10 protein-coding genes are annotated in these 12992 nt (G+C 50.0%); 1 reads left to right on the top strand and 9 read right to left on the bottom strand.

Annotation, left to right across the window (positions count from 1 at the left end; translation table 11 throughout):
• The first annotated feature begins 53 nt into the window (after nt 1–53).
• Nucleotides 54–1028: a metallophosphoesterase family protein gene (locus tag ACAN54_RS19160; RefSeq protein WP_379158841.1), complete on the top strand. Its 975-nt coding sequence runs from the start codon at nt 54–56 to the stop codon at nt 1026–1028.
• Nucleotides 1029–1247: 219 nt separating this feature from the next.
• On the opposite strand, the gene ACAN54_RS19155 is transcribed toward ACAN54_RS19160, so the two are convergent.
• From ACAN54_RS19155 to ACAN54_RS19115, 9 genes are all read right to left on the bottom strand, one after another.
• Nucleotides 1248–2108: a MetQ/NlpA family ABC transporter substrate-binding protein gene (locus ACAN54_RS19155; RefSeq protein WP_379158837.1), complete on the bottom strand. Its 861-nt coding sequence runs from the start codon at nt 2106–2108 to the stop codon at nt 1248–1250.
• Nucleotides 2109–2170: 62 nt separating this feature from the next.
• A complete protein-coding gene (locus ACAN54_RS19150; protein WP_379158834.1) occupies nt 2171–2833 on the bottom strand; it encodes a methionine ABC transporter permease in 663 nt (220 codons plus the stop codon).
• A complete protein-coding gene (locus tag ACAN54_RS19145) occupies nt 2826–3587 on the bottom strand; it encodes a methionine ABC transporter ATP-binding protein (protein WP_379159854.1) in 762 nt (253 codons plus the stop codon). The genes ACAN54_RS19150 and ACAN54_RS19145 overlap by 8 nt, the downstream gene beginning before the upstream one ends.
• Nucleotides 3588–3980: 393 nt before the next feature.
• Nucleotides 3981–4940 carry a carbohydrate ABC transporter permease gene (locus ACAN54_RS19140; protein WP_379158831.1) on the bottom strand — a complete coding sequence of 320 codons (960 nt, stop codon included), beginning with the start codon at nt 4938–4940 and terminating at the stop codon, nt 3981–3983.
• Nucleotide 4941: 1 nt separating this feature from the next.
• Entirely contained in the window at nt 4942–5910 is a 969-nt protein-coding gene (locus tag ACAN54_RS19135; RefSeq protein WP_379158828.1) for an ABC transporter permease, read from the bottom strand.
• A 100-nt stretch (nt 5911–6010) separates the two neighbouring features.
• Nucleotides 6011–7708: a type 2 periplasmic-binding domain-containing protein gene (locus tag ACAN54_RS19130; RefSeq protein WP_379158825.1), complete on the bottom strand. Its 1698-nt coding sequence runs from the start codon at nt 7706–7708 to the stop codon at nt 6011–6013.
• 117 nt (nt 7709–7825) lie between these two features.
• The gene (locus ACAN54_RS19125; RefSeq protein WP_379158821.1) at nt 7826–9358 is read right to left on the bottom strand and encodes a response regulator; all 1533 of its coding nucleotides are present in this window, start codon (nt 9356–9358) and stop codon (nt 7826–7828) included.
• Nucleotides 9355–11178 carry a sensor histidine kinase gene (locus ACAN54_RS19120; RefSeq protein WP_379158818.1) on the bottom strand — a complete coding sequence of 608 codons (1824 nt, stop codon included), beginning with the start codon at nt 11176–11178 and terminating at the stop codon, nt 9355–9357. The genes ACAN54_RS19125 and ACAN54_RS19120 overlap by 4 nt, the downstream gene beginning before the upstream one ends.
• A gap of 17 nt (nt 11179–11195) precedes the next feature.
• Nucleotides 11196–12737 carry a response regulator gene (locus ACAN54_RS19115; protein ID WP_379158815.1) on the bottom strand — a complete coding sequence of 514 codons (1542 nt, stop codon included), beginning with the start codon at nt 12735–12737 and terminating at the stop codon, nt 11196–11198.
• Nucleotides 12738–12992: the final 255 nt, after the last annotated feature.

The following is a 12992-nucleotide window of genomic DNA, read 5'->3' as shown; positions in this document are numbered from 1 at the left end:
AACCACCTGAACCCGCTTGCAGTCATGCAACATTTAAGGAGGCGCTCTTATCAATGAGTACAAACCTATCGGGCGGCAAACAGCCATTGCTTACCTTTCAGATCATCACGGATACCCATGTTACGGCTGATCCCTCCCATGAGTACAATCAGAATTTCGAGCGGGCACTGCAAGACTTGGCGGAGCATGCTCAAGGCAGCAGCGGGATTATGCATATCGGAGACATAACAGATCATGGCTTCCCGGAAGAGTACGACGAAGTGCACCGTATCCTGCAGCGCCACCAGGCAGCGCTCCCTGAGATCCGCTACACGCTGGGGAATCATGACGTCGGCCTCGGCCACTGGGAATCGCGCCTGGCACTGTACACCTCCCGCATGGAAATGCCCGGCCCCTACCACGACCATTGGGTCGGCGGGTATCATTTTATTTTCATGGGAACAGAGGAAGGTCTCCCAACATTCTGCAGTCTATCCGACAAGCAGCTCCAGTGGCTGGAACAGAAGCTCAGGGAAAAGTTACCCGATGAACCGTCCCAGAAGAACTTGCCAATGATCGGGCAACCCTCAAGTGGGCAAGCGCCTGCTGGCGAGTTGTTGAAAGACCCAGTGATGAGTGGGACAGATAAGCCTGAACAACCTGTTTTTCTCTTCCTGCATCAGCCGCTCAAGGACACGGTAGCCGGAACTTTGGAATCACAGGATTGGTACGGCGTCACTCAGGACAAGGAGCTGCGCTCCATCCTGTCCAAATATCCGCAGACCCTGCTCTTTACCGGGCATACCCACTGGGAGCTGGAAGTAGACAATACGATGTATTCCGGCAACGGGGAGACAGCCACCATGTTCAATAGCGCTTCTGTAGCCTATCTCTGGACGAATGCGGATGAGCACAAGACCGGCAGCCAAGGCTTCTACGTAGAAGTCTACACTGACAAAGTACTTGTAAAAGGACGGGATTTCACCACGGGCAGCTGGATTGAATCGGCGCAGTATGAGGTTGCTACGTTAGCAAGTGTATTGGGTTGACACCTTTGTTGGTGTAGATTTACTTGACTAGGCATGGACTCTCTTTTGTAAGAACAGAAGGTTTGCCTCAACGAACTATAATAACAAAAAGCAGCGTTCTCCCATCCATGGAGAACGCTGCTTTGCTTATGGAATACAGTGGCGATACTTCTGCCGTTGTTTCCGACTCTCCGAGCCGGACCAACGCACTGCGGTGCCCAGCTAGTTGCGCTAACTACATCAAAAAGCAGGCAACGCGATATCTGCGTACTTGTCCTCCAGGAACTTCTTCACTTCCGGACCGCTAATGCGTTTCGCCAGCTTTTGAATAGCGTCAGAGTCTTTGTTATCCTCACGTGCGACCAGTGTAATGGTGAACTCGGAATCTTCACCTTCGGTGATCAGCGCATCTTTCTTAGGTGTCAGTCCAAGCGGACTGGCATAAGCAGGAGTCATGGCCACCAGATCGGCATCATCCAGCATGCGGGCCAGCATCAGCAGGTCAACTTCCTCGAACTTGAATTTTTTGGTGTTCTCGGTGATGTCGGCCTGGGTGGCTTGAATGCCCACGCCTTCCTTCAGCTTGATCAGTCCCGCCTTAGCGAACATTTGCAGTGAACGCCCAATGTTGGAGGGGTCATTCGCCATAACCAGCGTCGCACCTTCCGGCAGGTCGGCAATAGCTTTGTAGCGCTTGGAGTAACCGCCGTAGATCGCATCATATACCGGTTGAACCGGAACTAGCTTGGAACCTTTGCTCGCATTGAACTGCTCCATGTAGGGTACGTGCTGGAAGAAGTTCGCGTCCACTTCCTTATTTGCCAATGCCTCATTTGGCTGCACATTGTCAGATAGGATGACGATCTCCATATCCACTCCGTCTTCCTTCAGCAGCGGCTTCACGATGTCAAGAATATCAGTCATCGGCGGGATGAGCGAGGCTACTTTAATTTTCACAGGCTCGGCGTTAGCTGTTGCCGGTGTGGTTGCTGCCGGTGTGGTTGCTGCCGGTGTATTTCCGGCCTCCTTGTTGTTTCCGCAGCCTGCGGCAATCATGACCAGTACGAGCAGCATAAGCGTATATTTCAATGTTTTTTTCATTTGTGCAGTGAACCCCCATGTTTATATTTGTTATTATCTTACTTCAGCGACTTCCCGGTCTCTCAGCGTTTATCCAGCAGCCTTGCCAGTGTACTTCCTGCATACTGGATGATCTGCACCAGCAGTATCATCACCAGAATCGCATAGACCATTACCGCCGTCTCAAAACGCTGGTACCCGTAGCGGATGGCGAAATCGCCAACCCCTCCTCCGCCGACTACTCCCATCACTGTTGAAAAGGAAATGAAGCTGATCGTCGAAACCGTCAGTCCCAGCACGAGCCCCGAACGGGCTTCCATATACAGGAACCTGAAGATCAGACCCGGCTTCGATGCCCCCATAGACAATGCGGCCTCAATTGTGCCCTTGGGAACCTCCAGCAAAGACTGCTCCACCAGCCGTGAATAATAGGCGATAGCGACGATAGACAGCGGTACGGTTGCCGCCATAGTACCGATGGCCGTACCCACTAATAAGCGGGTGAAAGGAATCAACGCCACCACCAGCAGCAGGAACGGAAAGGAACGGACCACATTAACGATGCTATTCAGGATAAGCGACAGCGTCTTGTTCTCATAGAGCTGGCCCTTGCGGCAAAAATATAGAACAGTACCCAGCGGAAGCCCCAGCAGCACTGCCGCACCTACCGAAATCCCGACCATCACAAACGTTTCCCCGATGGACTGCCACATCTGATCCTGGTATTTCAGCATATTCTCAAGCATGCGCTTCCCCCGCTTTTCCCGTAATCCGTTCACGGTAACTTCCCGTGTGGTCTTCCGGTGCAAGGAACTTGCCGTCTTCCCGGGAGAAGGTATCGACGATGCGTCCGCCTTCCATGACGGATACATCGGTGCAGATTCTCCGGACGACATCCAGCTCATGCGTAACGATGATTATAGTTACCCCCATCACGTCATTGATATGCTGGAGCACGCCCAGAATATCTGCTGTTGTCCCGGGGTCCAGTGCTGAGGTTGGCTCGTCACAGAGCAGGAGCTTCGGGCTGTTCGCTAGCGCCCGGGCGATGGCCACCCGCTGCCGTTGTCCTCCGCTCAGCTGGGCAGGGTACTGGTCTGCTTTGTCCGCAAGCCCCACGAACTTCAGGCATTCCTGCACCCGATCCATCCGCCCGCTCCGGGGCGTTCCAGCCAGCGCCAGCGGAATGGCAACGTTCCGGCTGACGGTGGCATTGCCCACTAGATTATACTGCTGGAAGATCATGCCGATCTTCTGCCGTTCCTGACGCAGCAGCTTTTCCGGCATTTCTGTCAGCAGTCTGCCTTCTACAGACACAGTACCTTCATCCGGACGCTCCAGCAGATTAATGAGCCGTAGCAGTGTAGATTTCCCTGCCCCGCTGGCTCCAATAATGCCGTGGATGGCCCCCGCCCGCACTTCGAGCGAGACCTTATCCACTGCAAGGTAGCGTCCTTCCTTCAGCTCAAAGCTTTTGCTTACTCCGCTCAGAGATAGAATATGAAGCCCTCCTTTCAGGCTGCCCGGACTTAAGCCCTTGTTCCCAATAAGTGTATTACTATTATTTAAAAACTGTTTTATTAAAAATCTCTTTAAATAATAAGGTATTTTCTTCGCTGTGTCATCATTTATCTGAAAATGCTATATCAAGGTCATGTAAGCATGGCCCCATTAAGGAGGGTGTCCTCCTGTCTCCAATGATTCACTAAGCAGTCTCTTTGCATACATGAGGTGAAGCCGTCTCTGGCAACCTGGTGCTCACAGTCCTACAGCTACGCATGCAAAAAACACCGCTGACCTCGGTCAGCGATGTCTCCATGAAGCTTATAGCTCAGCCTATTCAAGCTGGCCAGCCGGTATAATCATCCGCCGCTGCCTGCAGCTAGCGGCGAATTATTCTTTTACACTGCCGACGTTCAAGCCCACTACAAAATACTTCTGCATGAACGGATATACGACCAGGATCGGCACGGAAGCCACTATGGTTATCGCCGCCCGGATAGACAGTGGGGTCACCATCGCTTTGGCGGAATCCTTATCCATTCCTACACCTGCAGCAACGTTCGGGTTGCTGTTGGAGTTCATCGTGGTCGACAGCAGCTTCATCAGCTCATACTGTAGCGTACTCAGACTCTGCTTGGAAGAGGTGTAGATAAAGGCGTCGAACCATGAGTTCCAGGCTCCCACTGCCACAAACAGTGCGATGGTCGCCAGCACCGGCTTGCACAGGGGAAATACCACACGCATGAAAATTTTGAAATCGCCTGCACCGTCAATTTTGGCCGATTCCAGCAGACTTTCCGGGATCGTGCCGATATAAGTGCGGATGACGATCATATTAAATGCACTGATCATCGAAGGGAAAATATAGACCCAGAAGCTGCCCAGCAGGTTCAGGTCTTTAATCAGAAAGTAATTGGGAATCAGACCAGCGCTGAAATACATCGTTAGCACAAAGATAATAGTGATCGGCTTGCGGAACACATAATCTTTTCGGCTGAGCGTATACGCAAGCATGGTGGTCAGAAAAATATTCAGGATCGTTGAAATTACAGTCCGCGCTACCGAGATCCAGAACGCATCATAGATGGTGCCGGAAGCAAAGATCGCCTTGTAATTCTGCGTGGTCCACACTCTCGGCCACAGATAGATGCCCCCGCGTATAGTATCATTTCCCGCATTGAACGAGACGGCAATCGTATTAATAAAAGGATATAAAGTAACGAGCACCAGACAGATCATGAAGATCGTATTAATACTATGGAAGAGAACCGGTTCCAGTCCGCTGGGTCTCAAGCTTTTTTTCACGGATAGGCCTGGCGTAGTGCCTCGGCTTATTTGCTGGTTCGCCATGCTATAACAACCTCTCTTCCCCGAGCCGTTTCGCTGTCCAGTTTGCCATCAGCAACAAAGTGACACTAACGACTGTCTTGAAGATCCCGCCTGCAGTGGCCAGTGAATAGTTGCCTTGGGCAAGCCCATATTTGAGTACGAAAATATCGATCGTCTCCGACCAATCCATTACAAGCCCGTTGCCGAGCAAATACTGTACTTCAAAGCCTGCTTCGAGTACATGTCCAATAGACATGATTAGCAGGATAACAATCGTGGCTTTGATCCCCGGCAGAGTCACAAATCTCATTTTTTTGTATCGGCTGGCACCGTCGATTTCAGCTGCTTCATATAATGCGGGATCAATGGAGGCAATGGCGGCCAAATAAATAATCGTATTCCAGCCGACCTCCTTCCACACATGCGAAGCCCCGACGATTCCCCAGAAATATTTGCCCTCACTGAGCCATAGAATCGGGTCCTTGATGATATGCAGCTTCATCAGGACAATATTAACGATCCCGTCATTGATAGAGAGCGACGTAGCTACAATACCAGTTACGATAATCCAGGACAGGAAATGAGGTAGATAGGAGATCGTTTGTACTATTCTTTTCCAGAATACCTTGCGAATTTCATTCAGCAGCAAGGCGAGGGCAATCGCAGTCACAAATCCGAGAACGAGGTTGATAATTCCCATCGCCAGCGTATTGCGCAGCACCCGGAGAAAATTATCATCTGTAAACAGGAATTTGAATTGCTTAAAGCCCACCCATTCCTGCTCACTGAGGGAACGACCCGGCCGGTAGTTCTGGAAAGCCATGGTCCAGCCCCATACAGGGACATACGCAAAAAGCACAATATACAGCAATAAGGGAACAGACATCCAAATCAGCTGATTCTGATTTTTGATCAGCGACCACGTAATGGGCTGCTTCTTTCTTTTCTTTGGATGCAAGGCGACGGTTTCTTTCCCTAAGGTCTCATCCATATAGGTTTATCTCCCCACACAATCATTTATTTCAGGAGGTGCATTAGCCCTCTTGACGGCTCTGCACCTCCTGGTGATTCTAACCTCTTAACGCCGCAGCCTATTTACTCCAGGTATCAATTCTCCATTTAATCTGCTCATTGATCTTATCTTCATAAGCCTTCACATTGGCCTTCTTGATGTCACCTACATAATCGCTCCAGACGGCATCGAATTTACCCGGATCCGCTAAAATGGCCTTCGGCAAGTATTTGGTGGACAGTTCATTCAGCTTGGTGTTGGCAATTTTCGCATCCGAGCCTTCCACGAGGTCAATGGACCAGGCTGGGTAATAGATTGGGTTCGCTGGCGGTGTACTGAAGAAGTCCACATAGCTGTTAAATCCGTATGCAGCAAGGACTTCCTTGTCGTAAGGCTTTACACTGGCTGCATATTCTTCAGGCTGTGCTGACGCATCCGTGGAGTTACCGTCACTGTAGCTGCCCTCAAGCTTAGGGAGATAGCCGTAGAGAGTTTTTGCTTTATTAGCCATTTGCCAGGTCGGATCAGCGGCGTTGTCCCGTTGTTCCTGGGTTTTCATAAATCTTCCGTTTTCAACTATATAATCCTCACCCTCAATACCCCAGGAGAAGGTCTTCTGCCAATCCTCGCTGATCAGCGTTTCGAGCAGCTTGATAATCTTCACAGGGTCCTTGGCATTAATGCTGATTCCGAGTCCGTTGTTCAGGTTCAGCACTGCAAGATCCCGGTAGTAATCTTTGGTGGATGCGTCATACACCAGAGGAAGCCCCACATAGGTCCGCTCGATCTTCCCTTGTGTGGTTAAGGAATCTTCCGCCGCACTAAAGTTCCAGTGTTGGTCGAACATTCCGAGAACCGTTCCGCTGGACAGCTTCGCCATATACTGGTCATAGTTCTGAACGAAGGTTTCTTTGTCGATCAGTCCTTGCTGGTTCATTTCGTTCAGCTTCTGATAATATTTCTTGGCATAATCCTTGTCTGCAAAAATCTCCGCTACTCCATCAGTTACAACAACACCGCCATCGTTCGGATGGCCGATCAAATGTTGAGGTGCGTTGAGCAGACCCCAGTTTTTCCAGTCATAGTTAAGTATTTCGAAGCCAATGGTCGGGCTTCCATCAATCTTCGGATATTTTTCTTTGTATTTGGCAATCAGGTCGAAATATTCATCCAGTGTTTTAACTTTTGGATAACCGAATTCCTTGAGCACGGCTTTTTGAATCCAAAAGGCCGGTCCTGAATACCATGAGCTTTTTACTTCACCGTTATATACACCATAGTTAGGCAGAATGTAGATATGTCCGTCATTCGGGTCCTTCATCATGTTCCAATAATCTGCGTAATGCGCTTTCAGATTAGGAGCGTATTTCTCGATGAGATCTTCCAGCGGAATATAAGCTCCTGCCGCTGTAAGCTTCGTATTCCCTGTCATCATATCCGGGTAATCCTGCCCTGCGATCATAACGCCGAGCTTCTGATTGATATCCCCGGCTAAATATTCGAAATTAAAATTGGCCCCTGTTTCGTCCTTGATCTTCTTGAAGATTTTGTTGTCCGGTGTCGGCGGCTGGCCCGCTTCACCGATGAAGACACTAATGTCAAACGGCTCAACCTTGCCATCCGTGCTAGCTGCCGTTTCTGTTGCAGTAGCCCCGCCATTCTTCGCTGCATCCTTGCCATTGTTGCTGTTGTTGCCACCGCAGCCTGCCAGTGTGAAGCTCAGGGATAACAGGACAATCAGGGATAGCTTGAACATATTTTTCGACTTGCCCCCCATAAAGCACCTCCATACTTGGTTTGGTATATCCATTTTGTAAGCACTTACATTTCTAAATTATAGAGGTGCTGCATGATCGAAAATACGACTGAACTAAAGGTATACCCCCCAAAAAGTTTAGGACTTTGGATTACGGTACTGTCCGGGGCCGGTGCCCATTTTCTTTTCAAACTGTTTCAGAAACTGCCCATAATTCGCATATCCCACCAGATCGGCAATTTCGGAGAGCTTCAGCGAACTCTGCCGGAGCAGAACCGCCGCCTTTTCAATCCGCAGATTGTGCAGCTGCTCATTGAAAGGAATACCGTTCTTTTTGCGAAGAAGCTGTCCAAGATATACCGGATGCAGATAAAAAATCTCCGCCAGCTTCTGTATCGTCAGGCTTTCGCGGTAATGCTCCCCGATATAGTGATTAATCTCCTGAACAATTCCATGGGAGCCCTGACGCTGCGCCTGCATCAGCTGTTCAATGCAGGCTTCCCCGCAGGTAGACAACAGCTTCATTAACCGGGTTAAGTTAAGCATAGTATGCGGTATTTCAGCAGCATCAAGGCTTACCGGCAAGAGCGGCCTTCGCACTTCTCCGCCTTCCGGGGTGAGCCCGACCATCTGGTACATCAGATGAATGACCAGCTTTTTTACGACATCGGGCGCCACATGCTGTTCACGAAAACTATGGGCCGCCGAATTAACCGCTTGCCTGAATCCCTCTAGATCCAGCGTATTGACCGGAGCCAGAATAGCATCCATCAGCTGGATATGGTCATAGTGATAGCTAAACGGATTGTCGTTAATCTCCTGATAGGATATATAACCGACGGGTAATGTCCGGTAAAAGAAATGCTGCCCCGCTTCTTTCGCTGTCCGGTAGCTGTCTGCCAAGTGCCTCGGAGATTTGCCTGCGGCTCCGATTGAGATGAACACGGGCTTGCCCGTGTATTCCTGCTGCAGCGGGGCTAACACATCCTCTGCAGTGTGCGGGTAGCGGTTTCCATAGCCGAATACAACAGCCAAGCTGCCTGCTTCCAGGTCCACTAAATACATTGCTTGTTGTTCAGCGACAAGAGCTGCCACTCTGCCCCTCAGCTCGGGATACAGCTCCGGTATGGTCTGAAGCAGCAGCACGTTCCACCATTCCATCCCCTCAGGCAGTCCCGCCGGAAGCGCCTGCACCTGCAGGTCATCCGGCTTATTTAGCAGCATCCTCTTCATTCCCGCTGTTACCGTCTCGGAAGAAGCCAGTTGATTCAGCAGAAGCTGGCGATTTTCCCGTTCCAACTCCTGATGAATTTCTATCAGCTCTTCCACGGTCTCTTCCGGAAATATCGGTTTCAGCAAATAATGATGGATGCCATACCGGATGGCCGTCTGCGCATACTCGAACTCACTGTACCCGCTTAATATGACGAATCTGATCTTCACTGGTTCTTCCAGGCGCCAGGCGGCAACCATCTCCAGGCCGTTCATCACAGGCATGTTCACATCCGTTATCACCAGATCCGGCTGCAGCTTCCGCATCTGCTCTATTCCTTCCCGGCCATTGCTGCAGGTTCCGCAGATTTCGAAGCCCAGCGCCCCCCAGTCAATCCACAGCATCAGCCCCTCAAGACTGCTGGGTTCGTCATCAATCAATAGCACTTTATACCTCATGCGCCTCCCTCACCTTCAAACGGGTACAATCTTTCCAGCAGCCGGAGCGGAATCCCGAAGGTCACGACCGTTCCCTGGTCCGGTGCGCTGATGATCTCGAATCGGACCTGATCCTCGTAATACAGCTCCAGTCTGCGGTACACATTCCGCAGCCCGACATTTACACCCGAAGAATCCTCGTTCCTGATCGCATCTAACAACTCCTTGAGTCGCCCGGCCTCTATACCTTTGCCGTTATCGGAGACTGAAATTTGCAGGCGGTTATCCTCTACTGCCGTTTTCACCGTGATGATCCCCAGACCCTCAATGGTCTGCAGCCCGTGCTTGCAGGAATTCTCTACCAGTGGCTGCATGCTCAGCTTGGGAATTTTATACCTTTTGGACTGCTCATCGATTTCGAACACATAGTCGAATTTATCTCTGAACCTGAACTTTTCGATCTTCAGATACATCTCAATGAACGTTAATTCTTCCTCCAGTGACACCAGGTCCTCCTTCCAGCTAAGCAGCCTCCGGAGCAGCTTGGACAAGCTTTTCACAATATCCGTCACATCGGAGTAATTGTTTTTGGTGCAGACCACCAAAATCGCATTCAGCGTATTGAACAGAAAATGAGGATTCATCTGACTCTGGAGGAAATTAAGTTCAGCCCGGACACGTTCCATCTCCAGATTTTTTTTCTGGATTTCCAGCTTGTACACGTCATTGATCAGCGAATTAATCCGGGTGGTCATCCGGTTGAAATTATGAATAAGTCCTCCAATCTCGTCGCGTCCTTCGTCGATGCGGATCAGCTCAAATTTCTCATTTGTCACCTTTTGCATATGTCTGGACAGACGCTTGACCCTGTAGTTATAAGATCTCAGCATCACATAGATAAATCCGCTAGTCAGCAGTGTAATCGTGGTCGCCAGAAAAGCAGCATATAGCCGCATATCCAGCACTGCCTGCGTAATCCGCTCCCCCTGGGTGATGCCGACAATCCTCCAGCCCTTCAGGTAATTAGCTGTGCCTAATGGCGCGATATGAACATCCTCATTAGGTCCTTCATCCAGCTGTTTAAATAGCGGATAAGGCTCGTCGGTTACCCTCTGGTAGCCGCTGTCCGCCGACATGACAATCTGATTCTGCTCGTTGACCAGATACAGATTGAGATAACCTTTTTCCCGAGCTATCACATCATAGATTTCAGTAAGGTCCAGATCGATCCGTACCAGCTTCTGGTATGTATTGTAATTGCGGAAGCTATTCATCGTCTTAACCACACTGAGAGCAGGAATGGAAGCGGATGCATTACCAGTCACCCCCGTACGGTAAGCAGTCACAATAACCTGGTTATGCGAAGTCCGTAGCTGCTTGTACCAGTCACTGGTCAAGACCTGGCTGTTCATGATCTGATAGTTACCCCCGGATGCGATTGTGCGGTTGTCCGTAAATACAGTGATCCGTTCAATCTGGTTGTTCACCGGCATATAGCTGTTCAAACGGTCCCTTAACTGTTCATCATAAGCACTGTAAAAATCGATGGGATCCTTGTACTTCTGGTCCAGCATTTCATACAGATTCTTGTCCGTGGACAGAGTGTAGCCCACTGCGACCCCGCCCTCGATATAATCATGAATATCCTTCCGTGCCCGTTCCAGTGAGATCTCCAGATTCTGCTGTTCCCTGGATCGGATCAGATCCGTGATCCGGTCCAGAAAGACCAGATTGATGATCATAATGGGCAACAGCACACCCACGAAGTAAATCAGGAAAAATTTATAGTTCAGCGGAATATCGTTCACGAAATGAGCAAATCGGAATCTTTTTTTCTCCATGGCATACACCGGCTTTCCTAGGGCTGCTTGTGCTTACCCGACTGTTTGTATATGGAAGGCGGAACTCCCACCATTCCCTTGAATTTCTCTATAAAATAATCCGTATTCGAAAAACCAACCTGCAGAGCGATATCCGATATTTTGAGCTGTGTCCGCTTGAGGAGGCCCTTGGCTGCTTCAATCCGCTTTTCATTCACATATTCACTGAAGCTGCGCCCGGTCTCCTTACGGAACAATTGGCCCAGGTAGGTAGAATTCATGTGAAACTGCCTGGCCAGATCCTGAAGCTGCAGCTTCCCCCTGAACTCAAGATCTACATACTGTATGACGTTAAATATGGTGTTTCCTTCATTGGCCTGCTTCAATTCTGCCAGATAGGCAACACTCTCCGTACACAACCGGTGCACATAACTGCTCAGCAGGAAATAGTCACCAAGCTCCCCGAGATTTCCGAATTCCATCTGAAGATGGCCCATCACCATGTCAGGATCACCATTCATCTCCTTGAGGTAGCGGCATAGAGTCATTTCCAGATGGGCTACTTCTGCCTGTACCTCTTCAACCGTGAACAGCTTACCGGCAAACCCTGCAAAAGCCTCCTTGACAGAAACCTGCAGCTTCGCTGCTTCACCCGCCTTTACCTTGTTCACAAGTGCTGCGAAGCCTTCTTCATGATTCCTTATCTCCGGCCAGCATTTCTTCAGATCCCTGTAATGGAAAATCCCGCTGCGCTCTTTCTGGTACTTGAGCTTCCACACTTCAAGAGTCTGCAGATAGCCCTGCCGGATTCCGGCAATACCGGTCAGCCGATCGCTGGCCATTACGATAACAGGCTCCTGAAGTTCTTCTGCCAGTTCCTTTTGCAGCAGACTGACAGCTCCTTCCAGCGCATCGGAAGACAAGGCAGCGGACTGTACGATCAGTCCTGCCCGGCCCGACCCATCCTGAAACGTATGACTGCCTTCCCAGGGAAATCCTCGCTCCAGCCGCCGTTCTGCATTGATCGTGGAAGCAGCGGCTGTAATCAGAATGCATACCAATTCAGTATCCTCTTCAAGCTGTAGCACATCCCGGGCGAGTCTGCGCAATTCTTCGCTGTACTCCCCCTGAATGAAGCGTCCGAGCAAATGACTTGCGATGCAGGCCTGCTCCTTCCTCCGTTCTATCTCGGAAGCGGTTTCATTTCGGATCGTTCGGCTAAGCTTATCCAGGAGAATTCCGATCTCCTCATCATCAATCGGCTTCAGCAAATATTGTTCAACCCGTTGGCGTAAGGCGGTCTTGGCATAATTGAAGTCGTCGTATCCGCTCAGTATTACAAACCGCGGCGCCTTGGCCATCCTTTCATTCAGCCTCGTGATCAGCTCCAGGCCGTTCATCACAGGAATATTAATATCTGTCAGCACCAAGTCTGGCCGAAGCTCTTGAATCATCCGGAACGCATCCGGGCCGTTCAGAGATTCCCCGCACACTTCAAACCCATATTTATCCCAGTCCACCATTGTCCTTAAGCCTTCGAGCACCCATGGCTCATCATCCACCAGCATGACCTTCAGCAATCTTCTCGCTCCCTTCCATATCCTGAATAATAGAGTGATATCTGCCAAATAATCATTAATTAGCCTAGCACAATTGGTTAATATTGTGTACCCGCCAATATTTCCGCGCAGTAGGTAGCTTTTGTACATCAATATTAGATTTGTTCACTCTCTTGATCTTCAACTTGTGCACTATTCTCCTCTTGCTCCACTGGTCTGTTCACGGTGTGAAGCTTATACTGATACTGTGAACAGTAGAGAGAAGGCGTGATCATC

The sequence above is a fragment of the Paenibacillus diazotrophicus genome (assembly GCF_042610465.1).
The sequence above is the reverse complement of the archived record's forward strand: the minus strand, read 5'-3'. Positions and strand labels throughout refer to the sequence as shown.